Origin of the sequence: Pseudomonas putida, from assembly GCA_029953615.1 — a bacterium.
In the GTDB taxonomy this organism is placed as follows: Bacteria; Pseudomonadota; Gammaproteobacteria; order Pseudomonadales; family Pseudomonadaceae; genus Aquipseudomonas.
Genome location: CP124529.1, coordinates 3,592,894 through 3,617,429 on the forward strand (window position 1 = coordinate 3,592,894; position 24,536 = coordinate 3,617,429).

Annotated in this window: 21 protein-coding genes and 2 pseudogenes; 15 read left to right on the forward strand and 8 right to left on the reverse strand. The window is 63.3% G+C overall.

Annotated elements, in window-relative coordinates:
* Nucleotides 1–43: 43 nt before the first annotated feature.
* The 5 genes from QIY50_16480 to QIY50_16500 all read right to left on the reverse strand — a co-directional run bounded on the left by QIY50_16480 (nucleotide 44) and on the right by QIY50_16500 (nucleotide 3,544).
* Entirely contained in the window at nucleotides 44–454 is a 411-nt protein-coding gene (locus QIY50_16480; protein ID WGV19016.1) for a SufE family protein, read from the reverse strand.
* Nucleotides 451–1,656, reverse strand: a complete 1,206-nt coding sequence (locus QIY50_16485) for a cysteine desulfurase (GenBank protein WGV19017.1) — start codon at nucleotides 1,654–1,656, stop codon at nucleotides 451–453. The genes QIY50_16480 and QIY50_16485 overlap by 4 nt, the downstream gene beginning before the upstream one ends.
* Before the next feature lie 111 nt (nucleotides 1,657–1,767).
* A complete protein-coding gene (gene dapD, locus QIY50_16490; protein ID WGV19018.1) occupies nucleotides 1,768–2,802 on the reverse strand; it encodes a 2,3,4,5-tetrahydropyridine-2,6-dicarboxylate N-succinyltransferase in 1,035 nt (344 codons plus the stop codon).
* A 31-nt stretch (nucleotides 2,803–2,833) separates the two neighbouring features.
* Nucleotides 2,834–3,181, reverse strand: a complete 348-nt coding sequence (locus tag QIY50_16495) for an ArsC family reductase (GenBank protein ID WGV23074.1) — start codon at nucleotides 3,179–3,181, stop codon at nucleotides 2,834–2,836.
* A 126-nt stretch (nucleotides 3,182–3,307) separates the two neighbouring features.
* Entirely contained in the window at nucleotides 3,308–3,544 is a 237-nt protein-coding gene (locus tag QIY50_16500; protein ID WGV19019.1) for a HigA family addiction module antitoxin, read from the reverse strand.
* Between the two features lie 182 nt (nucleotides 3,545–3,726).
* Here QIY50_16500 and QIY50_16505 point away from each other — a divergent pair, with 182 nt between their 5' ends.
* Entirely contained in the window at nucleotides 3,727–5,373 is a 1,647-nt protein-coding gene (locus QIY50_16505; GenBank protein WGV19020.1) for a Na+/H+ antiporter, read from the forward strand.
* 114 nt (nucleotides 5,374–5,487) lie between these two features.
* Here the strand turns inward: QIY50_16505 and dapC are convergent, their stop codons facing one another.
* From dapC to map, 3 genes are read right to left on the reverse strand one after another with little or no spacing between them, the layout of a single operon-like run.
* Nucleotides 5,488–6,684 carry a succinyldiaminopimelate transaminase gene (gene dapC / locus QIY50_16510; GenBank protein ID WGV19021.1) on the reverse strand — a complete coding sequence of 399 codons (1,197 nt, stop codon included), beginning with the start codon at nucleotides 6,682–6,684 and terminating at the stop codon, nucleotides 5,488–5,490.
* 30 nt (nucleotides 6,685–6,714) lie between these two features.
* A complete protein-coding gene (locus tag QIY50_16515) occupies nucleotides 6,715–9,417 on the reverse strand; it encodes a [protein-PII] uridylyltransferase (GenBank protein WGV19022.1) in 2,703 nt (900 codons plus the stop codon).
* A gap of 42 nt (nucleotides 9,418–9,459) precedes the next feature.
* Nucleotides 9,460–10,242: a type I methionyl aminopeptidase gene (gene map, locus QIY50_16520; GenBank protein WGV19023.1), complete on the reverse strand. Its 783-nt coding sequence runs from the start codon at nucleotides 10,240–10,242 to the stop codon at nucleotides 9,460–9,462.
* Between the two features lie 346 nt (nucleotides 10,243–10,588).
* On the opposite strand from map, the gene rpsB reads away from it, so the two are divergent.
* From rpsB to lpxB, 14 genes and pseudogenes are all read left to right on the forward strand, one after another.
* On the forward strand, nucleotides 10,589–11,326 hold the full coding sequence (gene rpsB, locus QIY50_16525; GenBank protein ID WGV19024.1) for a 30S ribosomal protein S2: 738 nt from the start codon (nucleotides 10,589–10,591) through the stop codon (nucleotides 11,324–11,326).
* Nucleotides 11,327–11,512: 186 nt separating this feature from the next.
* Nucleotides 11,513–12,376 (forward strand): translation elongation factor Ts, encoded by an 864-nt coding sequence (tsf, locus tag QIY50_16530; GenBank protein ID WGV19025.1) that lies wholly within the window; start codon nucleotides 11,513–11,515, stop codon nucleotides 12,374–12,376.
* A gap of 179 nt (nucleotides 12,377–12,555) precedes the next feature.
* A complete protein-coding gene (pyrH, locus tag QIY50_16535) occupies nucleotides 12,556–13,299 on the forward strand; it encodes a UMP kinase (protein ID WGV19026.1) in 744 nt (247 codons plus the stop codon).
* Nucleotides 13,296–13,853: a ribosome recycling factor gene (gene frr, locus QIY50_16540; GenBank protein WGV19027.1), complete on the forward strand. Its 558-nt coding sequence runs from the start codon at nucleotides 13,296–13,298 to the stop codon at nucleotides 13,851–13,853. The genes pyrH and frr overlap by 4 nt, the downstream gene beginning before the upstream one ends.
* 15 nt (nucleotides 13,854–13,868) lie before the next feature.
* Nucleotides 13,869–14,625 (forward strand): annotated as a pseudogene (uppS, locus tag QIY50_16545) (polyprenyl diphosphate synthase).
* Entirely contained in the window at nucleotides 14,625–15,440 is an 816-nt protein-coding gene (locus QIY50_16550) for a phosphatidate cytidylyltransferase (GenBank protein WGV19028.1), read from the forward strand. Before uppS ends, QIY50_16550 begins: the two are co-directional and overlap by 1 nt.
* The gene (gene ispC, locus QIY50_16555) at nucleotides 15,437–16,627 is read left to right on the forward strand and encodes a 1-deoxy-D-xylulose-5-phosphate reductoisomerase (protein ID WGV19029.1); all 1,191 of its coding nucleotides are present in this window, start codon (nucleotides 15,437–15,439) and stop codon (nucleotides 16,625–16,627) included. The genes QIY50_16550 and ispC overlap by 4 nt, the downstream gene beginning before the upstream one ends.
* A 70-nt stretch (nucleotides 16,628–16,697) precedes the next feature.
* Nucleotides 16,698–18,050 carry an RIP metalloprotease RseP gene (gene rseP / locus QIY50_16560; protein WGV19030.1) on the forward strand — a complete coding sequence of 451 codons (1,353 nt, stop codon included), beginning with the start codon at nucleotides 16,698–16,700 and terminating at the stop codon, nucleotides 18,048–18,050.
* Between the two features lie 74 nt (nucleotides 18,051–18,124).
* Nucleotides 18,125–20,474: pseudogene (gene bamA / locus QIY50_16565) on the forward strand (outer membrane protein assembly factor BamA).
* 44 nt (nucleotides 20,475–20,518) lie between these two features.
* The gene (locus QIY50_16570; protein WGV19031.1) at nucleotides 20,519–21,022 is read left to right on the forward strand and encodes an OmpH family outer membrane protein; all 504 of its coding nucleotides are present in this window, start codon (nucleotides 20,519–20,521) and stop codon (nucleotides 21,020–21,022) included.
* Nucleotide 21,023: 1 nt separating this feature from the next.
* A complete protein-coding gene (gene lpxD / locus QIY50_16575; GenBank protein ID WGV19032.1) occupies nucleotides 21,024–22,079 on the forward strand; it encodes a UDP-3-O-(3-hydroxymyristoyl)glucosamine N-acyltransferase in 1,056 nt (351 codons plus the stop codon).
* Between the two features lie 114 nt (nucleotides 22,080–22,193).
* Nucleotides 22,194–22,634 (forward strand): 3-hydroxyacyl-ACP dehydratase FabZ, encoded by a 441-nt coding sequence (gene fabZ / locus QIY50_16580; protein ID WGV19033.1) that lies wholly within the window; start codon nucleotides 22,194–22,196, stop codon nucleotides 22,632–22,634.
* Nucleotides 22,631–23,407: an acyl-ACP--UDP-N-acetylglucosamine O-acyltransferase gene (gene lpxA, locus QIY50_16585; protein ID WGV19034.1), complete on the forward strand. Its 777-nt coding sequence runs from the start codon at nucleotides 22,631–22,633 to the stop codon at nucleotides 23,405–23,407. Before fabZ ends, lpxA begins: the two co-directional genes overlap by 4 nt.
* Before the next feature lies 1 nt (nucleotide 23,408).
* A complete protein-coding gene (gene lpxB / locus QIY50_16590) occupies nucleotides 23,409–24,536 on the forward strand; it encodes a lipid-A-disaccharide synthase (protein ID WGV19035.1) in 1,128 nt (375 codons plus the stop codon).

The window sequence follows — 24,536 nt, forward strand, 5'->3', positions numbered from 1 at the left end:
ACCCTGTGGGAGCGGGCAAGCCCGCGAAAAGGCCAGCACCGATTCAACGGTTGGACGCCAGCTCCGCCATCCGCTGCAACACCGCATGCAGGCCATTGCTGCGCGACGGCGACAGCTGGCGCTCCAGCCCCAGCTGAGTGAACCACTCACGCAGATCAAGCCCGGCCAGCTCTTCACTGGCCAACCCCTGTACCCGCACCAGCAACAACGCCAGTAGCCCGCGCAACAGGCGTGCATCGCTGCTGGCCTTGAACCGCCACAAGCCCTCGACCTGCTCGGCCACAAGCCAGACCAGGCTTTCGCAGCCATGCACCCGGTTGGCCTCGGTCTTTTCGCTGTCAGTCAGCGGGTCCAGGCGGTCGCCCCACTGCATCAGTAGCCGTGCTCGCTGCTCCCAGCCCTTGCTTTGCTCAAACGCCTCCAGCGCCTGACATGCCTGTGCCGGCAGGTTCATCGCAGCAGCTCCAGGCCCTGATCCAGCGCCGCGAAGAAACGCTGCAAGTCATCGCTGTCGTTGTACAGCCCCAGCGACACGCGAATAGCGCCCTCCAGCCCCAACCCCTTCAGCAGCGGCATGGCACAGTGGTGCCCGGCACGCACGGCGATGCCTTGTTCGGTCAGCAAGTGGGCGATGTCGGCGTTGTGCACGCCTTCGATGACGAAACTGGCAAGGGCTGCCTGTGGTGTGCCAACAATGCGCACACCCTCGCGGTCCGCCAGGCCACGCAGCAGTTGCTGGTGCAGGCTGGTTTCATGGGCTTCGAGTGCCTGGGCATCGAGGCTGGCCAGATAGTCCAGGGTCGCACCCAGGCCGATCACCCCGGCAATCGGCGGCGTACCTGCCTCGAAGCCCAGCGGCGCCGGGCGGAAGCTGGCGCTGTGGTACTCGGCCAGTTGCACCATCTCGCCGCCGAACTGCCAGTGCTGCAGCAGGTCCAGCGCCTGGCTGCGGCCGTACAGCACACCAACGCCTTCCGGGCCGTACAGCTTGTGGCTGGAGAATACATAGAAGTCGCAGCCAAGCTGCTGCACATCATGGCGGCCATGCACCACGCCCTGGGCACCGTCGACCACGGTCAGCGCGCCTTGGGCGCGGGCATGGGCCAGCAGCGCCGGTAGCGGCTGCCAGGTGCCCAGTACGTTGGACAACTGGCTCAGGGCCAGCACTCGGGTGCGCGGGCCGATCAGTTGCAATGCCTGGTCCTGGTCGATGCGGCCATGGGCATCCAGCGGCAGCACCACCAGGCGCAGGTTGCGCCGGCGTGCCAGCTGCTGCCAGGGCAGCAGGTTGGCATGGTGCTCCAGGGCGCTGACGGCAATTTCGTCACCGGCCTCGAAGCGGTGTTCCAGGCCATAGGCCAGCAGGTTCAGCGCCGAAGTGGCGCCGTGGGTGAAGATGATCTGCCGCGCGTCTGCCGCATTGAGCCAGGCGGCAACCTTGTCGCGGCTGGTTTCGAAGGCCTGGGTCGCCAGTGCGCCGGGCAAGTGCTGGGCGCGGTGCACGTTGGCCGCGCCATGGCCATAGTAATGGCTCAGGGCATCAAGCAGGGCTTGTGGCTTCTGGGTGGTGGCGGCGCTGTCCAGGTAGGTCTGGTGCTGCCGTTGCAGGGCGGCGATGGCGGGAAAATCGGCACGCCAGGGGGAGGGCTGGAACATGGTCGCGGGGCCTGGAATGAAAATCGGGTCTGGCGTGTTGCCAGACCCGATCTTAACATTTCAAACGCTGAGAATCCGCTGTTCGCGAGCAAGCTCGCGTCTGCGGGGTTCTCAGTTGTGCGCGTGCAGCGCCTCGTTCAGCTCGATGGCTGACTTGTGGGTCTTGCACTCCACCGCGCCGTTCAGCGAGTTGCGGCGGAACAGCAGGTCGGTCTGGCCAGCCAGATCGCGAGCCTTGACCACTTTGACCAGCTGGTTGTTCTCGTCCAGCAGGTTCACCTTGGTACCGGCGGTGATGTACAGGCCGGCTTCGACGGTGTTGCGGTCGCCCAGCGGAATGCCGATACCGGCGTTGGCGCCGATCAGGCAGCCTTCACCAACCTTGATGACGATGTTGCCGCCACCGGACAGGGTGCCCATGGTCGAGCAGCCGCCGCCCAGGTCCGAGCCCTTGCCGACGAATACGCCAGCGGAAACGCGGCCTTCGATCATGCCCGGGCCTTCGGTGCCCGCGTTAAAGTTGACGAAGCCTTCGTGCATGATGGTGGTGCCTTCGCCAATGTAGGCGCCCAGGCGCACACGGGCGGTGTCGGCGATACGCACGCCGGCCGGGACCACGTAGTCGGTCATTTTCGGGAACTTGTCCACCGAGAATACTTCCAGCAGCTCGCCCTTCAGGCGCGCTTCCAGTTGCAGCTCAGCGAGTTCGGCCAGGTCGACCGCGCCCTGGTTGGTCCAGGCCACGTTCGGCAGCAGCGGGAAGATGCCGGCCAGGCTCACGCCGTGTGGCTTGACCAGGCGGTGCGACAGCAGGTGCAGCTTGAGGTAGGCCTCTGGGGTCGAGGTCAGCGCGGCGTCTTCGGCCAGCAGGGTAGCGACCAGCGGCTTGTGGCTTTCAGCCAGGCGGGTCAGCAGGGCGGCCTGGGCGGCATCCACACCTTTCACGGCTTCGGCCAGTTGCGCGGCTTGGGCGTTGCTGAAGGCGATGGCCTGGTTGCCACCTTGATAACCGAGAACAGGGGCTACTGCAGCGACCAGTTCGGCGCTCGGGTTGAGCAGCGGTTGTGCGTAGAACACTTCCAGCCAGGCGCCCTGGCGGTTCTGGGAGCCGACACCGAAGGCCAGGCTGAACAGGGTATTGGACATGTGATTACCTCGTGCGAAATAGGGGAGGGGCTCAGGCCAGGGCGGCGGCGTACAGGTCAGGCTTGAAGCCGACCAGGGTGCGCGCGCCAAGGTCGAGCACCGGGCGCTTGATCATCGACGGCTGGGCCAGCATCAGCTCGACGGCCTTGGCCTGGTCGAGGTCGGCCTTGCTGGCGTCGTCCAGCTTGCGGAAGGTGGTGCCGGCACGGTTGAGGATGACTTCCCAGCCGTGTTCGTCGCACCAGCGGTTCAGGCTGTCACGGTCGATGCCTTGGGTCTTGTAGTCGTGGAATTCGTAGGCAATGGCCTGGTCTTCGAGCCAGGTACGTGCCTTTTTCATGGTGTCACAGGCTTTGATGCCGTAGAGCGTGTAGGTCATTGTGTGCATTGGGGATCACAGGCGGCCCCAACCTCTCCGTTTTCCGATTTCAGTCGCGGGATTATGCGGGAACGATCCTCGCGGCGCCACGCCCCTGGTGCCCATGTTTACTGATCAAGGTATGTCTCAAGCGACCAGGCGCTGTACCGAACCGATGATCTCGTCACCGTGTTGCTGTTCAGCGGTGCGCAGATCGAAGGCGGTCTGCAGGTTGAGCCAGAACTCGGGGGTGGTGTCCAGGCAGATGGACAGGCGCAGCGCCATGTCGGCGGAAACACCGCCTGCTCGGTTGCCGCTCAATGCCTCGAGACGGTTGCCAGGTGGCGACCGAAGGTCTCGCAGCTCTGTTGCGGCATCGAGCATGGCCAGTTTGCGTTCCGCAAGCCAACGTCAGTCACGTGCTGGGTATCAACATGTTACATATTCATCCGCCACCTGCGACTATCGTGCAGCGGCCCCGAATCGCCCATCACCGCTAACATATTGTTTCAATGGCGATGTTTCGCCCTGTTGTCGTTTCTGGTTCACAAAGGAAGCCTTACCGGATGCAGTCCGCCTACACCGTCCTCATCCTGCTGACCCTGGTCAGCGTGTCGAAGCTGGTCGGCCGCATGATTCCGCTGCCCTTGCCGCTGGTGCAGATCGCCGCCGGCGCCTTGCTCGCATGGCCGACACTGGGCCTGCATGTGGCCCTGGACCCCGAGCTGTTCCTGTTCCTGTTCCTGCCGCCGTTGCTGTTCGCCGACGGCTGGCGCATTCCCAAGCGCGAGTTGTGGCGCATTCGTGGGCCGGTGGTAGCGCTGGCCGTGGGTCTGGTGCTGTTTACCGTGGTCGGAGCCGGTTACTTCATTCACTGGCTGCTGCCGAGCATCCCGCTGCCGGTGGCCTTCGCCCTGGCTGCCGTGTTGTCGCCGACCGACGCCGTGGCGGTTTCGGCCATTACCCAGGACCGCCTGCCCACCCCGCTGATGCACATGCTCCAGGGCGAGGCCCTGATGAACGATGCCTCGGGCCTGGTGACCTTCAAGTTCGCCCTGGCAGCGGCGATCACCGGGGTATTCTCGCTGACCGACGCCAGCTTCAGCTTCGTGCTGGTCGCCCTGGGCGGCCTGGCCGTGGGCGTGGCCCTGAGCTGGCTGATCGGCCGCCTGCGGGCCTGGATGATCGCCCGCGGCTGGGACGACCCGGCTACCCACGTGGTATTCATGTTGCTGCTACCGTTTGCCGCCTACGTGCTGGCCGAGCGCCTGGGCGTGTCGGGCATCCTTTCGGCGGTGGCGGCCGGCATGATGCAGAGCTGGCTCGACCTGCTGCCACGGCAGACCAGCACGCGCCTGCTCAACCGCAGCGTGTGGTCGCTGCTGGAGTTCGCTTTCAACGGCCTGATCTTCCTGCTGCTGGGCCTGCAGCTGCCAGACATCATCAAGGCGGTGGTCAGCCACGAAGCGACTGTGTGGCCGACCCTGGCCTACCGCTGCCTGGATGTAGTGGCGATCTTTGCCGCGCTGATCTTGTTGCGGTTCATATGGGTGCAGAGCATCTGGCGCTCGATCGGTGTGGTACGCCGCTGGCGCGGCAAGCCCGCGCTGGTGCTGATGCCGACGGCGCGTTCCTGCTGGTTGCTGACCCTGGGGGGCGTGCGCGGTGCGGTCACCCTGGCCGGCGTGATGTCGATCCCGTTGCTGATCGGAGCAGGCAAGGCTTTTCCGGAGCGTGACTTGCTGATCTTCATTGCGGCCGGGGTGATCCTGCTGTCGTTGATCAGCGCCTGTATCGCGCTGCCGATCTTGCTGCGCGGTATTACCAAAAGCCCGGACGAGCGGTTGCATCAGGAGGTGCAGGAAGCGTGGCGACGCACCGCCGAGGCGGCGATCCATGCGCTGGAGGCGGAGGAAGTGATCGACAGCAATGCGCCGCAGGACGCCGCGCAGGCAACCTTGGCGACCGAGCTGAAGGCGCGGCTGATGGCTGAGTATCGGGATGAACTGGATAGCTATAACGACAGTGCCGAGGCCAAGGCCCTGGCCGAGCAGATGGACTTGCTGGAGCGGCGTTTGCGCTTGCGGGCGCTGCGGGCGCAGCGGCTGGAACTGTATAACCTGCATCGCCAGCATCTGGTGGGTGATGAAGTGGTGCGGCAGGTGCTGGGGGAGCTGGATATGAGTGAGGCGAACCTGGGTTCAGTCAAGTAGGTCCCAGGGGCTGCTCTGCAGCCCTTCGCGGGCTTGCCCGCTCCCACAGGTACTGCGCCGCTTTCTCGGCTTGCGCTGTATCTGTGGGAGCGGGCAAGCCCGCGAATCGGGCGATCAGCGGGTTTGCAGGAATGCGCGAATCCGCTCCGCCGCCTCGATGCACTCGGCCAGCGGTGCAACCAGCGCCATGCGCACGCGGCCGGCGCCCGGGTTCAGGCCATCCACTTCACGCGACAGGTACGACCCCGGCACCACCGTCACATGCTGGGCCTCGAACAGGTCGCGGGTGAACTCGGCATCGCTGCCGGGTACCTTGGCCCACAGGTAGAAGCTGCCATCCGGGCGCTGCACGTCCAGTACCGGCTGCAGGATATCCAGTACGGCATCGTACTTGGCGCGGTACTGGTCGCGGTTCTCGCGCACATGTGCCTCGTCCTGCCAGGCAGCAATGCTGGCCAGCTGGGTTTGCACCGGCATGGCGCAGCCGTGGTAGGTACGGTACAGCAGGAACGGCTTGATGATCTCGGCATCACCGGCGACGAAGCCCGAGCGCAGGCCTGGCAGGTTGGAGCGCTTGGACAGGCTATGGAAAACCACGCAGCGCTTGAAGTCGCTGCGACCCAGTTCCGCACAGGCCGTCAGCAGGCCCGGCGGCGGGGCATCCTCGTCGAAGTACAGTTCGCTGTAGCATTCGTCGGCGGCAATCACGAAGTCGTGCTCGTCGGCCAGGGCAATCAGCTTCTTCAGCGTGTCCATCGGCACCAGTGCGCCGGTGGGGTTGCCCGGTGAGCACAGGAACAGGATCTGGCAACGCTTCCACACTTCAGCCGGCACGGCGTCGAAGTCGGGGTTGAAGCCGTTGCTTTCCAGGCACGGCAGGTAGTGCGGGGTGGCACCGGCCAGCAGCGCTGCCCCTTCGTAGATCTGGTAGAACGGGTTGGGGCTGACCACCAGGCCGTCATCGGCGCGGTTGACCACGGCCTGGGTGAAGGCGAACAGCGCCTCACGGGTGCCGTTGACCGGCAGGATGTGGCGGTCGGCGTCCAGCCAGCCGGCCGGTACGCCAAAGCGCCGCTCGCACCACTGGCCGATGGCCTGGCGCAGGGCCGGCAGGCCGATGGTGCTCGGGTACACCGCCAGCTTGTCGAGGTTGTCGGCCATGGCCTGGGCGACGAACGCCGGCGATTCGTGCTTCGGCTCACCGATCGAAAGGGCGATGGCGCGTTTGTCTGCCGCAGGCTTCACGCTGCCCAGCAGGGCGCGGAGCTTCTCGAACGGATAGGGCTGAAGCTGGGTCAAGGCATGGTTCATCGGCGCAAGGTCTCGTCAATCGTCTAGTCGTCAAAAGGTTACGCGGGTAGGGCTGGCATCGCTGGCCTGGCCGGCCTGCAGCTGCTGGACGATGGCCTCCTGCAGGCGGCTGCACAGCTGTGGGTCGGACAGCGGCTGGTTGTCGGCATCGGTGATGAAGAAAACGTCTTCCACCCGCTCGCCAAGGGTGGCGATCTTGGCGTTCTGCAGCGACAGGTCGAATTCCAGGAAGATCCGCCCCAGCCGGGCCAGCAGGCCTGGGCGGTCGGGCGCAGTGATCTCGAGGATGGTCACCGGTCGCTGGGCATCATTGAGGATGGTCACTTGCGGCGGGAAGTCGAAGTGCTTGAGTTGGCGCGGTACCCGGCGCTGGATGATGGTCGGGTAGTCCTCGGGGTTGCGCAGCGCTTCGGTCAGGCCGTCGCGAATCTGCTTGACCCGCTGCGGGTTGTCGCCGATCGAGCCGCCGTCGTTGTCCAGCACGATGTAGGTATCGAGGGTGAACTGGCTGCTCGAGGTGATGATCCGCGCGTCATGAATGTTCAGGTTCAGCTGCGACATGGCCGCCACCGTCACGGCGAAGAAGTCGTGCTGGTCGGGGGCGTAGATGAAGATCTGCGTGCCGCCCTCGAACTCGCGCTGGGTGGTTTCCTTGATCAGCACCAGCGGCCCGCCATCGGCCGGCTGCTGGAGTATCGCGTCACTGTGCCAGGCCACGTCGGCAGCGGTGTGCTTGAGGAAGTAGTCATCGCCCAGCTGTGACCACAGCTGCTCGACGTCGTCCGGGTCGGTGCCTTCGCGCACCAGGATATCCAGCGCCGCCGATTGGGTCTGGCGAATCTGCTCTTCGCGGTCCAGAGGGTTTTCCAGGCCACGGCGCAGGGCGCGCTTGGTCTCGGTGTACAGCTGGCGCAGCAGGCTGGCCCGCCACGAGTTCCACAGGCTGGGGTTGGTGGCGTTGATATCGGCCACGGTCAGCACGTACAGGTAGTCCAGGCGTGTCTCGTCGCCCACATGCAGGGCGAAATCGTTGATCACCTGCGGGTCGGACAGGTCCTTGCGCTGGGCGGTGGTCGACATCACCAGGTGGTTCTGCACCAGCCAGACGATCAACCGGCTGTCCCAGGCCGGCAACTGGTGGCGTTCGCAGAACTTCTGCGCATCCACCGCGCCCAGCTCGGAATGGTCGCCCTGGCGGCCCTTGCCGATGTCGTGGTACAGGCCGGCCAGGTAGATCAGCTCGGGCTTGGGCAGGCGGCCCATGAGCTTGCTGGCCAGTGGAAATTTCTCGGACACCGGCGTGTATTGCAGCTTGCGCAGGTGCTTGATGAGGTTGAGGGTGTGCGCATCGACCGTATAGATGTGGAACAGGTCGTGCTGCATCTGACCGACGATCAGGCCGAACTCCGGCAGGTAGCGGCCCAGGATGCCGTAGCGGTTCATCCGCCGCAGGTTGCGGTGGATACCGATTTCGCACTTGAACAGTTCGATGAACAGGCTGGTATTGCGGATATCGGTGCGGAAGGTGTCGTCGATCAGGTGGCGGTGCTCGCGCAGTAGCCGCACGGTATCGGCGCGTACGCCCTTGATTTCCGGGTGCTGGGCCATCAGCACGAAGATTTCCAGCATGGCGAACGGCGTGCGCTTGAACACGTTCGGCCGGGTAGCTTCTATATAGCCGTCATGCAGGCGGAAGCGCGCATTCAGAGGCTGGGTGGTGCCACTGTCGTCATCGGCGAGGATGACCTCCTCGAAGTGCTGGATGATCAGGTCGCACAGCTGGCTGATGCTCATCACCACACGGTAGTACTGCTGCATGAACTGCTCGATCGCCCGCTTGGGGTTGTCGTCGCGGTAGCCCAGCAGCGCGGCGATGCTGCGCTGGTGGTCGAACAGCAGGCGGTCCTCGGCGCGCCCGGCGAGCATGTGCAAGGCGTAGCGCACCTTCCACAGGAAGTCCTGTGACGAGGCCAGCAGCTCGTTCTCGCTTTCCAGAAGGAAACCTTCGCCTGCCAGCGCGTGCAGGTTGAGCGTGCCGTACTGGCGGCGGGCGACCCATAGCACTGTCTGGATATCGCGCAGGCCGCCGGGTGAACCTTTCACATTGGGTTCGAGGTTGTACTCGGTGTCGTTGTACTTGTGGTGGCGGGCCTTGAGTTCGGCTCGCTTGGCCAGGAAGAAATCCTTGCTCGGCCACATGTGTGCAGTACTGGTCACTTCCAGCATCCGCTGGCGCAGGGCCTCGGGGCCGGCAATGGTGCGGCTTTCCATCAGGTTGGTGATAACCGTCAGGTCGGCGCGGGCCTGCTCGGCGCACTCGTCGACGGTGCGCACGCTCTGGCCAACTTCCAGGCCGATGTCCCACAGCAGGGTAAGAAACCGCTCGATGGCATCGCGGTACTGCTCGTGTTCGGCGGCACCCAGCAAGATCAGCAGGTCGATGTCCGAATGCGGGTGCAGCTCACCGCGCCCGTAACCGCCCACCGCAACCAGGGCAATGCCGCTCTGGTCGCCCCAGTCGAACTGGTTCCAGGCCTGTTGCAGGATATTGTCGACGAGCCAGGCGCGGGCCTCGATCAGCGGGCGGATTTCGCTGCCACTGCGGAAACGCTTGTCGAGCACCTCGCCGGCCTGGCGGATGGCTTTCTTGAAGGCAGCGATGGGGCTCGCCTTGAGGGCCAGTTCCGCCTGGAACTGGCCGCGGTCGAACAGCTCGGGATCCACCTGGGGCATCGCGTCACGTTCCTGTCGTGGGGGTGGCCTGTCGAAGTGCGGTCAGGCCGAGGTGCGCGGGATGGTGTCGTCCTTGCGCAGGGTGAAGATTTCGTAGCCGGTCGCGGTGACCACCAGGGTGTGTTCCCACTGCGCCGAGAGCTTGCGATCCTTGGTGATGGCGGTCCAGCCGTCGCCCAGCACCTTGGTGTCGGCCTTGCCCTGGTTGATCATCGGCTCGATGGTGAAGGTCATGCCTTCCTTCAGTTCCATGCCGGTGCCAGCCCGGCCGTAATGCAGGATTTGCGGCTCTTCGTGGAACACCTTGCCGATGCCGTGGCCGCAGAACTCGCGTACCACCGAGAAACCGTTCTTTTCAGCGTGCTTCTGGATCACTTCGCCGATGTCGCCCAGGCGGCAGCCCGGCTTGACCAGTTCGATGGCCTTGTACATGCATTCCTGGGTGACCTTGGACAGGCGCTCGGCCCATACCGGCACGGTGCCGACGTGGAACATGCGGCTGGTGTCGCCGTGGTAGCCGTCCTTGATCACGGTCACGTCGATGTTCAGCGTGTCACCGTCCTTGAGCGGCTTGTCGTTGGGGATGCCGTGGCAGACCACATGGTTGATCGAGGTGCAGATCGACTTCGGGTAGCCCTTGTAGTTGAGTGGCGCCGGAATGGCCTGCTGGACGTTGACGATGTAGTCGTGGCACAGACGGTCCAGCTCTTCGGTGGTGACACCGGGCTTGACGTGTTCTTCGATCATTTCCAGCACTTCGGCGGCCAGGCGGCCAGCGATGCGCATCTTCTCGATGTCTTCTGCGGTCTTGATGGTGACGGTCATTACAGGCTCTCTACAGCGCCGCATGCGACGCGAACAAACGGGAAAGGCCGGATTCTAGCAGAGCAGGGCGCCGATCGGTCGGGATAAAGACGCTCATGCTGCTGTCTATAGCTGGCATTCTGGCGCGAAAGCCGGGGTGCTGCAAAAACCGCTGACGGACGCAACAGTATCCGGGTTCCGTTTGGCCGCGGTCTGTGGTATAAAATGCGCCGCTTTCGGGGACGACCCCGTCAGCACTTAACCCACACACGTGTCGACACGATGACCTGGGTGCCCCGAGTTGCAGAATTCGCGGGTTGGTCATTGGGATACGTGGAGGCCCAACCCGACTTATCAAGGAACTATCATGTCCCAAGTCAACATGCGCGATATGCTGAAGGCCGGTGTGCACTTCGGCCACCAGACCCGTTACTGGAACCCGAAAATGGGCAAGTACATTTTCGGCGCGCGTAACAAGATCCACATCGTCAACCTGGAAAAAACCCTGCCGATGTTCAACGACGCTCTGTCGTTCGTAGAGCGCCTGGCCCAGGGCAAGAACAAGATCCTGTTCGTCGGCACCAAGCGTTCCGCCGGCAAGATCGTCGCCGAGCAAGCTGCTCGTTGCGGTTCGCCGTACGTTGACCACCGTTGGTTGGGCGGCATGCTGACCAACTACAAGACCATCCGCGCTTCGATCAAGCGTCTGCGCGACCTGGAAACCCAGGCCGAAGACGGCACTTTCGCCAAGCTGACCAAGAAAGAAGCCCTGATGCGCTCCCGCGACCTGGAAAAACTGGATCGCAGCCTGGGTGGTATCAAGGACATGGGCGGTCTGCCAGACGCTCTGTTCGTGATCGACGTTGATCACGAGCGCATCGCGATCACCGAAGCCAACAAGCTGGGCATCCCGGTTATCGGCGTTGTCGATACCAACAGCAGCCCTGAAGGTGTTGACTACATCATCCCGGGTAACGATGACGCCATCCGCGCTATCGAGCTGTACATGACTTCGATGGCTGACGCTGTCATCCGCGGCCGCAACAACGTTGCCGGCGGCACCGAAGTTTACGCTGAAGAAGCGGCTGCACCTGCTGCCGAGTAATTAGACGCTAGCGTCGACTTGGCACGCAAAAAGGGGGCTCTGCCCCCTTTTTGCCACCTTGAAATCCTGCTGTCAGCATCGGCCCCGCATCATCGGCTCGCTGAGATAAACACAGCGGATTTGCAGAATTGAACGCCCGTGACGAACGGGTGGAATGGTTGAAAAACTTTCCAAGAGGATTTTGAAATGGCAGCAATTACTGCAGCGCTGGTAAAAGAACTGCGCGAGCGTACCGGCGAAGGCATGATGGATTGCAAGAAGGCCCTGGAAAAGGCCGGCGGCGACATCGAAAAAGCCATTGACGACATGCGTGCCTCGGGCGCCATCAAGGCCGCCAAAAAGGCTGGCAACGTCGCTGCTGAAGGCGCTATCGCCGTCAAGACCGACGGTAAATCCGCCGTCCTGCTGGAAGTGAACTCGCAGACCGACTTCCTGGCCCTGCAAGACGACTTCAAGAACTTCGTTGCCGACAGCATCGAAGAAGCCTTCGCCCAGAAGCTGACCGACGCTGCTCCGCTGATCGCCTCGCGTGAAGCTGCTCGTGAAGCCCTGGTTGCCAAGTGTGGCGAGAACGTCAACATCCGCCGCCTGGTGCGCGTTGAAGGTGACGTTGTCGGTGCCTACCTGCACGGCAACAAGATCGGCGCTGCCGTTGTCCTGAAAGGCGGCGACGTCGATCTGGCCAAGAACATCGCCATGCACGTTGCAGCTTCGAACCCTGAGTTCCTGCTGCCGTCGGAAGTTTCCGCCGAAGCCATCGAGCGCGAGAAGGGCGTCTTCCTGCAGCTGAACGCTGACAAGATCGCCGGCAAGCCGGAAAACATCGTCGAGAACATGATCAAAGGTCGTATCTCGAAGTTCCTGGCCGAAGCCTCGCTGGTCGAGCAGGCTTTCGTCATGAATCCGGAAGTCAAGGTTGGCGAGCTGGCCAAGAAAGCCGGCGCTGAAATCGTTTCCTTCACCTACTTCAAAGTAGGCGAAGGCATCGAGAAGCCAGTCGACGACTTCGCTGCTGAAGTTGCCGCTCAGGTCGCTGCTGCCAAGCAGTAAGACAGCCCCGTCTGTCGCCCCAAAGAGGCTGCCCGCTCACGCGCGCAGCCTCTTTGTCAAAACGGCGAAGGGTTTATAAGGCCCCCGCCGCTGGCACCGAAGCGGTGTCACGCTACAGTTAGCAGGCTGTAAACAGCCCGCACGAATTTTCTAAAAGTACGCCGCAGGAGAGACTCGCAATGGCTCAGCAGGTGAGTGGTCGCCAACCTCGCTATAAACGCATTTTGCTCAAACTTAGCGGCGAGGCCCTGATGGGCTCGGAAGACTTCGGGATCGACCCGAAAGTGCTGGATCGCATGGCCCTTGAAGTTGGCCAGCTGGTAGGGATCGGTGTCCAGGTCGGCCTGGTGATCGGTGGCGGCAACCTGTTCCGCGGCGCCGCGCTGAGCGCAGCCGGCATGGACCGCGTCACCGGTGACCACATGGGCATGCTGGCTACCGTGATGAACGGCCTGGCCATGCGCGACGCGCTGGAGCGCTCGAACATCCCGGCCCTGGTCATGTCGGCCATTTCCATGGTCGGTGTCACCGATCATTACGATCGTCGCAAAGCTATTCGCCACCTCAACTCCGGGGATGTGGTAATTTTCTCCGCCGGTACCGGCAACCCGTTCTTCACCACCGACTCCGCAGCCTGCCTGCGCGCCATCGAAATCGATGCCGACGTGGTGCTGAAGGCGACCAAGGTCGATGGTGTGTACACTGCCGATCCATTCAAGGACCCGCATGCCGAGAAGTTCGATCACCTGACCTACGACGAGGTCCTGGATCGCAAGCTGGGCGTGATGGACCTGACCGCAATCTGCCTGTGCCGTGACCACAAGATGCCATTGCGGGTATTCAACATGAACAAGCCTGGCGCCCTGCTGAACATCGTGGTGGGTGGCGCTGAAGGTACTCTGATCGAGGAAGGCCAAGCATGATCAACGACATCAAGAAAGACGCGCAGGAGCGCATGACCAAGTCCCTCGAGGCCCTGGCTCGCAACCTGGCGGCAATCCGCACCGGTCGCGCCCACCCAAGCATCCTGGACAGCGTCAAGGTCCCGGCCTGGGGTAGCGAGATGCCGCTGAACCAGGTGGCCGCGATCACCGTCGAAGATGCCCGTACCCTGAAGATCGTCGCCCACGACAAGAATCTGAGCGCCGCCATCGAGAAGGCCATCCTTACCTCCGACCTGGGCCTGAACCCGTCCAGCGCCGGTACCACCATCCGTGTGCCGATGCCGGCCCTGACCGAGGAAACCCGCAAGGGCTACACCAAGCAGGCCAGCGGCGTTGCCGAGGATGCCAAGGTAGCCGTGCGCAACGTGCGCCGTGATGCCCTGGCCGACCTGAAGAAGCTGACCAAGGACAAGGAAATCAGCGAAGACGAAGAGCGTCGTGCCGCTGACGAGATCCAGAAACTGACCGACAAGTACGTTGCCGAGGTCGATGCCGCCTTCAAAGCCAAGGAAAAGGACCTGATGGCCGTCTAAGGCCGGGGTTTTTTAATGGAAAAGACCAAGCCAGCGGTGCCGTCCTCGGTGCCGCGTCATGTCGCGATCATCATGGATGGCAACAACCGCTGGGCGAAAAAACGCCTGCTGCCCGGCGTTGCCGGGCACAAGGCGGGTGTCGACGCCGTTCGCGCGGTCATTGAAGTCTGTGCCGAGTCCGGGGTCGAGGTGCTGACCCTGTTCGCCTTCTCCAGCGAAAACTGGCAACGCCCCGCCGAAGAGGTGGGGGCGCTGGATGGAGTTGTTCTTCTCGGCCCTGCGCCGTGAGGCCAAGCGCCTCAACGAGAACAACATCAGCTTGCGTATCATTGGTGATCGTTCGCGTTTCCATCCGGAGCTGCAGGCCGCCATGCGCGAAGCCGAGGCACTGACCGCCGGCAACAATCGCTTCATCCTGCAGATCGCGGCCAACTACGGTGGCCAGTGGGACATCGCCCAGGCCGCCCAGCGGCTGGCGCGGGAAGTGCAAGCCGGGCACCTGCGTCCGGAAGACATCACCCCGGGCTTGCTGCAGACCTGCCTGGCAACCGGCGAGCTGCCGCTGCCGGACCTGTGTATCCGCACCGGTGGCGAGCACCGCATCAGCAACTTCCTGTTGTGGCAGCTGGCCTACGCCGAGCTGTACTTCTCCGACCTGTACTGGCCGGACTTCAAACACGAGGCCATGCGCAACGCCCTGGCCGATTTCGCTTCGCGCCAGCGCCGCTTCGGTAAGACCAGCGAGCAGGTCGAGGCTGGAGCTCGTGCTTAATGCTTAAACAACGCATCATTACCGCGCTGATCCTGCTGCCGGTCGCGCTGGGTGGCTTTTTCCTGCTCAACGGTGGGGATTTCGCCCTGTTCATCGGCTTCGTGGTGACCCTCGGCGCCTGGGAGTGGGCGCGCCTGGCCGGGCTGATGGCCCAGCCGCTGCGCATCGCCTATGCCGTGGTCGTCGCCGGAGCGCTGATGCTGCTGTACATCCTTCCGGAGCTGGCGCCCTGGGTGCTGGGGGCCGCGGTGATCTGGTGGGGGTTGGCCACCTGGCTGGTGCTTACCTACCCGCGCAGCAGTGAGCTGTGGGCCAGTGCCGCCTGCCGGTTGCTGATCGGCCTGCTGGTATTGCTGCCGGCCTGGCAGGGGCTGGTGCTGCTCAAGCACTGGCCGCTGGGTAACTGGCTGATCCTGTCGGTCATGGTGCTGGTGTGGGCTGCCGATATTGGCGCGTACTTCTCTGGCCGTGCCTTCGGCAAGCGCAAGCTGGCGCCACAGGTCAGCCCGGGCAAGAGCTGGGAAGGCGTCTATGGCGGCCTGGCAGTCAGCCTGGTAATTACCCTGGTGGTCGGCATCAGTCGCGACTGGGGCTTCGGCCAGATCCTGCTGGGTCTGCTGGGTGCCGCACTGGTGGTCATGTCTTCGGTGGTCGGTGACCTGACCGAAAGCATGTTCAAGCGCCGTACCGGCATCAAGGACAGTAGCAACCTGTTGCCTGGTCACGGTGGGGTGCTCGACCGCATCGACAGCCTGACCGCGGCGATCCCGATTTTCGCCGTGCTGCTGTGGGCGGCTGAATGGGGTGTGATGTGAGCCGTCCGCAGCGGATTACCGTGCTGGGGGCCACCGGCTCCATTGGCCTGAGCACGCTGGATGTCATCGCGCGCCACCCCGACCGCTACCAGGTTTTTGCCCTGAGTGGCTATTCGCGTATCGACGAATTGCTGGCCCTGTGTGTGCGCCACCGCCCGGCGTTCGCCGTGGTGCCGGGCGCCGAGGCGGCCATGCGGCTGCGTGAAAGCCTGGTTGCGGCAGGCTGTGCCACCGAAGTGCTGGAAGGCGAGGCCGGGCTGTGCCAGGTGGCCTCTGCGCCAGAGGTGGATGCGGTGATGGCGGCCATTGTCGGCGCCGCCGGCCTGCGCCCCACCCTGGCGGCGGTCGAGGCGGGCAAGAAAGTGTTGCTGGCCAACAAGGAGGCGCTGGTCATGTCCGGCGCGCTGTTCATGGACGCGGTGCGGCGCAGTGGCGCCGTGCTGCTGCCGATCGACAGCGAGCACAACGCGATCTTCCAGTGCATGCCTGGCGACTACGCGCGCGGCCTGAGCGCCGTCGGCGTGCGCCGGATCCTGCTCACCGCCTCCGGTGGCCCGTTCCGCGAGACCCCTGTCGAGGCGCTGCTGGACGTCACCCCGGAGCAGGCCTGCGCACACCCCAACTGGTCCATGGGGCGCAAGATTTCCGTGGATTCGGCCAGCATGATGAACAAAGGCCTGGAACTGATCGAGGCCTGCTGGCTGTTCGATGCCGCACCGGCCAAGGTCGAGGTGGTGGTGCACCCACAGAGCGTGATCCACTCCCTGGTGGACTATGTGGACGGTTCGGTGCTGGCGCAGCTGGGTAACCCGGACATGCGCACGCCCATCGCCAACGCCCTGGCCTGGCCCGAGCGGATCGATTCCGGGGTGGCCCCGCTGGACCTGTTCGCCATAGCTCGTCTGGATTTCCAGGCGCCCGACGAACAGCGCTTCCCTTGCCTGCGCTTGGCGCGGCAGGCTGCCGAAGCCGGCAACAGCGCACCGGCCGTGCTCAATGCGGCCAACGAGGTTGCAGTCGAGGCATTTCTCCAGCGGCGTATCCGCTTTCCGGAGATCGCGGGTATGATCGAACAGGTGCTCGATCAGGAGCCCGTCGTACCGCTGCCGTCGCTGGACGCGGTGTTCGCCGCCGACCAGCGTGCCCGGGAGCTTTCCCGTGAGTGGCTGAGGCGTCACGGTCGCTGATGCAGGCCCGCCACGGTTCACGAGGGGCTGGGCATGATGCCAGCCCGCTGAACATCATTCGGAGATGGATATGACAGCGCTCTACATGATTATCGGCACCCTCGTAGCCCTGGGCGTGCTGGTCACTTTCCATGAGTTCGGCCACTTCTGGGTGGCACGCCGCTGTGGTGTCAAGGTGCTGCGCTTCTCGGTGGGCTTCGGCACGCCGCTGCTGCGCTGGCATGACCGCCATGGCACCGAGTTCGTGATTGCGGCGATCCCGCTGGGTGGCTACGTCAAGATGCTCGACGAGCGCGAAGGCGAGGTGCCGCCGGCGCTTGTCGAGCAATCGTTCAACCGCAAGTCCGTGCGCCAGCGCATCGCGATCGTCGCGGCGGGCCCGGTTGCCAACTTCCTGCTGGCCATCCTGTTCTTCTGGGTGCTGGCGATGCTGGGGACCCAGCAGGTCCGCCCGGTGATCGGTGCGGTCGAGGCTGGCAGCCTGGCAGCATCGGCGGGCCTGACCGCAGGTCAGGAAATCGTCTCCATTGACGGCAAGCCGACCAATGGTTGGTCTGCAGTCAACCTGCAGCTGGTTCGCCGGCTGGGCGAAAGCGGCACCTTGCAGGTTGGCGTGCGTGAAGAAGGCGCCAGCGCCGAGCGCCAACTGCAAGTGAAACTGGACAGCTGGCTCAAGGGCGCTGACGAGCCGGACCCGATCCAGTCCCTGGGGCTGCAGCCTTGGCGCCCGGCGATCGTGCCGGTGTTGGCCGAGATCGATCCGAAGGGCCCGGCTGCCGCCGCGGGCCTGAAAACCGGTGACAAGCTGCTGGCCCTCGATGGCGTGGCAGTGAGCGAATGGCAGCAGGTGGTCGATGCCGTGCGGGCCCGCCCGCAAGCGAAGGTTGTGGTGCGTGTCGAGCGCGATGGTGCTGCGCTGGACGTCCCGGTCACCCTGGCGCGCAAGGGCGAGGGCAAGGCGGCCGGCGGCTATCTGGGGGCCGGAGTAAAAGGTGGCGAATGGCCTGCCAGCATGCTCCGCGAAGTCAGCTACGGCCCGCTGGATGCGGTAGGTGAGGGCCTGTCACGCACCTGGAACATGAGCGTCCTGACCCTTGAATCGCTGAAGAAAATGCTGTTCGGGGAGCTCTCGGTAAAAAACTTGAGCGGACCGATAACCATTGCTAAAGTGGCGGGCGCTTCAGCCCAGTCCGGCGTGGGGGATTTCCTGAATTTCCTGGCCTACCTGAGCATAAGCCTGGGGGTTCTTAACCTGCTGCCCATCCCGGTTCTGGATGGGGGGCATTTGCTGTTTTACCTGGTCGAGTGGGCGCGCGGTCGTCCGCTGTCGGATCGGGTGCAAGGTTGGGGGGTCCAGATCGGTATCAGTTTGGTCATAGGGGTGATGTTGCTCGCCCTGATCAACGATCTGGGTCGACTATAAAGCTTCGCTCAATTGCGAAACCTGCCGTCTTGTCGCGGCGGGCTGTTTATTGCCAGTTGGAATAAAAGGACTTCATGAAACGTCTGCTGCTAACTGCGGTCATGTCCGCACTGATGATCGCTGAAGTTCACGCCGAGTCCTTCACCATCTCCGATATCCGCGTCAACGGCCTGCAGCGGGTTTCCGCCGGCAGTGTCTTCGGTGCCTTGCCGCTGAACGTCGGCGACCAGGCCGATGACCGCCGACTGGTGGAGTCGACCCGTTCCCTGTTCAAGACCGGCTTCTTCCAGGACATCCAGCTGAACCGCGATGGCAATGTCCTGATCATCAACGTGGTCGAGCGCCCGTCGGTGTCGAGCATCGAGATCGAAGGCAACAAGGCCATCAGCACCGAAGACCTGATGAAGGGCCTGAAGCAATCGGGCCTGGCCGAAGGCGAGATCTTCCAGCGTGCCACCCTCGAAGGTGTGCGTAACGAACTGCAGCGCCAGTACGTGGCCCAGGGCCGCTACTCGGCCGAGGTCGACGCCGAGGTGGTGCCGCAGCCGCGCAACCGCGTGGCGCTGAAGATCAAGATCAACGAAGGCACCGTCGCCGCCATCCAGCACATCAACATCGTTGGCAACAACGTGTTCGACGACGAGACCCTGGCGCAGTTGTTCGAGCTGAAAACCACCAACTGGCTGTCGTTCTTCAAGAACGACGACAAGTACGCCCGCGAAAAGCTCTCCGGTGACCTGGAGCGCCTGCGTTCCTACTACCTGGACCGCGGCTACATCAATATGGATATCGCTTCTACCCAGGTGTCCATCACGCCGGACAAGAAGCACGTCTACATCACCGTCAACATCAACGAAGGCGAGAAGTACACCGTTCGCGACGTGAAGCTGTCCGGTGACCTGAAGGTGCCGGAAGACCAGGTCAAGTCGCTGCTGCTGGTGCAGCCGGGCCAGGTGTTCTCGCGCAAGGTGATGACCAGCACGTCCGATCTGATCACCCGTCGTCTGGGTAACGAAGGCTACACCTTCGCCAACGTCAACGGCGTGCCGCAGCCGAACGATGAAGACCACACTGTCGATATCATGTTCGTGGTCGACCCGGGCAAGCGTGCCTACGTCAACCGCATCAACTACCGCGGCAACACCAAGACCGAAGACGAAGTGTTGCGTCGCGAAATGCGCCAGATGGAAGGCGGCTGGGCCTCGACCTACCTGATCGACCAGTCCAAGACCCGTCTGGAACGCCTGGGCTTCTTCAAGGAAGTCAACGTCGAGACCCCGCCGGTGCCGGGCACCGACGACCAGGTCGACGTCAACTACAGCGTCGAAGAACAGGCCTCCGGCTCGATCACCGCCAGCGTCGGTTTCGCCCAGAGCGCCGGCCTGATCCTCGGTGGTTCGATCAGCCAGAGCAACTTCCTCGGTACCGGTAACAAGGTGTCCATCGGCCTGACCCGTTCGGAATACCAGACCCGCTACAACTTCGGCTTCGTTGACCCCTACTTCACTGCCGATGGCGTGAGCCTGGGCTACAACGCCTTCTACCGCAGCACCGACTACCGACGACCTCGATGTCGACGTGGCCAGCTACGCAGTGGACAGCTACGGTGCCGGTGTCAGCCTGGGCTACCCGATCAGCGAGACCTCGCGCCTGACCTACGGCCTGAGCGTACAGCAGGACAAGATCAAGACCGGCAAGTACACCGTTGACGAAATTTTCGATTTCCTCGAAGAGGAAGGCGACAACTTCCTGAACTTCAAGGCCTCGATCGGCTGGTCGGAATCGACCCTGAACAAGGGTGTGCTGGCGACCCGTGGTCACTCCCAGAGCCTGACTCTGGAATCGACTGTTCCAGGCAGCGACCTGTCGTTCTACAAGCTCGACTACCGCGGCCAGTTGTTCAAGCCGATCAGCAGCAACTACACCCTGCGCCTGCACACCGAGCTGGGCTATGGTGATGGCTACGGCGGCACCTCGGGCCTGCCGTTCTACGAGAACTACTTCGCGGGTGGCTTCAACTCGGTCCGTGGCTTCAAGGACAGCAGCCTGGGCCCACGCAGTACCCCGAGCGACGGTACTCGACCAGGCACTCTGCGCGACCCGGACCAGGATCCGCTGCCGTTCGGTGGCAACGTGCTGGTTCAGGGCGGTGTCGAGCTGCTGTTCCCGCTGCCGTTCGTCAAGGACCAGCGTTCGCTGCGCACCTCCGTGTTCTGGGACGTGGGTAACGTGTTCGATACCAATTGCGGCAACCAGCCTGATTGCGAGAAGGTCGGTTTCTCGGGCATGGCCAGTTCGGTCGGCCTGGGCGTGACCTGGATCACCGCACTGGGCCCGCTGAGCTTCAGCCTGGCAATGCCGGTCAAGAAGCCGGACGATGCCGACACCCAGGTGTTCCAATTCTCTCTGGGCCAGACCTTCTGAGGTCGGCCCTCGCTTAATGACAACGGTTTATCCAGGAGTTCATCGTGCGTAAGTTGACCCAACTGGCCGTAGTGGCCGCGGCGCTGGTCGCCACCCCGGCTTTCGCCGAAATGAAGGTTGCCGTCCTGAACTATCAGATGGCCTTGCTGGAATCGGATGCCGCCAAGAAGTACGCGGTAGATGCCGAGAAGAAGTTCGGCCCGCAGCTGACCAAGCTGAAAAGCCTGGAAAGCAGCGCCAAGGGCATTCAGGACCGTCTGATCAAGGGCGGCGACAAGATGCAGCAGCAGGAGCGTGAGCGCCTGGAGCTCGAGTTCAAGCAGAAGGCCCGTGACTTCCAGTTCCAGTCCAAGGAACTGAACGAAGCCAAGGCGGTTGCCGACCGCGACATGCTCAAGCAGCTGAAGCCGAAGCTGGATGGCGCTGTAGAGGAAGTGATCAAGAAGGGCGGTTACGACCTGGTCCTTGAGCGTGGCGCGGTTATCGATGTCAAACCTCAGTACGACATCACCCGCCAGGTCATCGAGCGCATGAACCAAGCCCGTTGATATGACCGTGACCATGACGCTAGGCCAGTTGGCCGAGGCCCTCGGCGCCACCCTCAAGGGGCCCGAGGCGCTGCAGATTACCGGGCTGGCCACCTTGCAGGAGGCTGGCCCCGGTCAGTTGAGTTTCCTCGCCAACCCGCAGTACCGCAAATTCCTGGATAACAGCCAGGCGGCGGCGGTGCTGCTGAAGGCGGCGGACGCCGAAGGCTTTGCCGGCAATGCACTGATCGTCGCCGATCCCTACCTGGCCTACGCGCGCATTTCCCATCTGTTCGATCCCAAACCCAAGGCTGTGGCGGGTATTCATCCCAGCGCCGTGGTAGCCGAGGACGCGCAGGTGGATGCCAGTGCCAGCATCGGGCCGTTTGCGGTCATCGAAAGCGGTGCGCGCATCGCGGCCAATGTCAGCGTAGGTGCGCACTGCGTGGTCGGTGCCCGGTGCGTGATCGGTGAGGGCGGCTGGCTGGCTCCTCGGGTCACGCTGTACCATGATGTGACCATCGGCAAGCGTGTGGTCATCCAGTCGGGTGCGGTGATCGGCGGTGAGGGCTTCGGCTTTGCCAACGAGAAGGGCGTATGGCGCAAGATCGCCCAGATCGGTGGCGTGACCATCGGCGACGACGTTGAAATCGGTGTCAACACCGCGGTCGATCGCGGTGCGCTGTCGGACACGCGGATTGCTGACGGGGTCAAGCTCGACAACCAGATCCAGATCGCCCACAACGTGCAGATCGGTGAGCACACAGCCATGGCCGCCTGTGTCGGGATTTCCGGCAGCACGCGCATCGGCAAGCATTGCACCATCGCCGGCGGTGTCGGCATGGTTGGTCATATCGATGTCTGTGATAACGTTTTCGTGTCCGGGATGACCATGGTGACCCGTTCGATCACCGAACCGGGTGCCTACTCTTCCGGCACTGCCATGCAGCCACTGGCTGAATGGCGCAAGAGCGCCGCGCGTATCCGCCACCTGGACGACATGGCCAAGCGTCTCCAGCAGCTGGAAAAACGCGTCGATACCGTGACCTCAGGTGGCCAGCCGACATCAGAAGGCTGATACCATTCCCTGAGCAAGAGTGAACAGTCGCTAGCTGGCTCCTCTTTGGACTGCAAAAGGAGCGTGTGGTCAGCACCTGCGCTCCCTATTCTTATTACAGGCTTCCCCCCCGAAATGATGGACATCAACGAGATTCGCGAATACCTGCCTCACCGTTACCCGTTCTTGCTGGTGGACCGTGTGACGGATCTGGACTACGAGGCCCAGAGCATTCGTGCCTACAAGAATGTCAGCATCAACGAGCCGTTCTTCAACGGCCATTTCCCGGCGCACCCGATCATGCCGGGCGTTCTGATCATCGAAGCCATGGCCCAGGCCGCCGGTATCCTCGGTTTCAAGATGCTTGACGCCAAGCCGGCCGATGGCACCCTGTACTACTTCGTTGGCTCCGACAAGCTGCGTTTCCGTCAGCCGGTACTGCCGGGTGACCAGCTGGTGCTGGAAGCCAAGTTCCTCAGCCGCAAGAGCATGATCTGGAAATTCGAATGCCGCGCCCTGGTCGACGGCAAGCCGGTTTGCTCGGCAGAAATCACCTGTGCGGAACGCTCCCTATGAATTCGATTGATCCTCGGGCCATTATCGACCCGTCGGCCAAGCTGGCCGATGGTGTCGAGGTCGGCCCCTGGTCGATCGTTGGCCCCGATGTGGAAATCGGGGAGGGCACCGTTATCGGCCCGCATGTTGTGCTCAAAGGGCCGACCCGCATCGGCAGGCACAACCGTATCTTTCAGTTTTCCTCGATCGGCGAAGATACCCCGGACCTCAAGTACAAGGGTGAACCGACTCGCCTGGTGATCGGTGACCACAATGTGATCCGCGAAGGGGTGACCATCCACCGCGGCACCGTTCAGGACCGCGCGGAAACCACCGTGGGCGATCACAACCTGATCATGGCCTATGCCCACATCGGCCACGACAGCGTCATCGGCAACCACTGCATCCTGGTCAACAACACGGCCCTGGCCGGCCATGTGCATGTGGGCGACTGGGCGATCCTGTCCGGCTACACCCTGGTGCACCAATACTGCCATATCGGTGCCCACGCGTTTTCCGGCATGGGCACGGCGATCGGCAAGGACGTCCCGGCCTTCGTCACCGTGTTCGGTAGCCCGGCCGAAGCCCGCAGCATGAACTTCGAAGGCATGCGCCGCCGGGGTTTCAGCGATGAGGTGATCCACGTGCTGCGTCGTTGCTACAAGATCGTCTATCGCCAGGGCCTGACCGTCGAAGACGCGCTCAAGGAGCTGGACGAACTGGCCGCCAAGCACCCCGAGGTCGATCTGTTCCGTCAGTCGATCGTGAATTCTGCCCGCGGCATCACCCGCTGACATGGCCCGGCTTTGCGTAGCCTTGGTCGCAGGTGAGGCCAGCGGCGACATTCTCGGTTCAGGTTTGATGCGTGCCATCAAGGCACGCCACCCCGACGTACGGTTCATCGGCGTTGGCGGCCCGCTGATGGAAGCCGAAGGCCTGCAATCCTATTTCCCCATGGAGCGCCTGGCCGTCATGGGCCTGGTCGAAGTGCTGGGGCGCCTTCGCGAATTGCTCAAGCGCCGCAAGCTGCTGATCGAGACCCTGATCGGCGAACAGCCCGATGTGTTCATCGGCATCGATGCCCCCGACTTCACCCTCAACATCGAACTGAAACTGCGTCAGGCCGGGATCAAGACCGTGCACTACGTCAGCCCGTCGGTCTGGGCCTGGCGGCAGAAGCGGGTACTGAAGATTCGCGAAGGCTGCGACCTGATGCTGACGCTGTTGCCATTCGAGGCGCGCTTCTATGAAGAGCAGGGCGTGCCTGTGCGTTTTGTCGGTCACCCGTTGGCCGATACCATCCCGCTCGAAGCCGACCGCCCGGCGGCACGTGTCGCGCTGGGCCTGGGCGAAGGGCCGGTAGTTGCGTTGATGCCAGGCAGCCGGGGCGGCGAAGTAGGGCGCCTGGGGGCCCTGTTCCTGGATGCTGCCGAACGGCTCCGCCAGCAGGTCCCGGGTGTGCATTTCGTACTGCCGTGTGCCAATGCCGCGCGGCGCGCCCAGATCGAGCAGATGCTCGAAGGCCGCGACTTGCCGCTGACCCTGCTCGATGGCCAGTCGCACCAGGCCCTGGCGGCCTGTGACGCGGTGCTGATCGCCTCGGGTACCGCCACCCTCGAAGCGTTGCTGTACAAGCGGCCGATGGTTGTGGCTTATCGCCTGGCGCCGCTGACCTACTGGATCCTCAAGCGCCTGGTCAAGAGCCCCTACGTGTCATTGCCGAACCTGCTGGCCCAGCGCGTGCTGGTACCCGAGCTGCTGCAGGACGAGGCCACTAGCGAAGCCTTGGCCAATACCTTGGCGCCGCTGGTAGCCGATGGCAGCCAGCAGACCGAGCGTTTCGACGAAATTCACCGCACCTTGCGCCGTGACGCCTCCAACCAGGCGGCCGAGGCGATACTGGCCTTGCTCAAGGACCGCTGA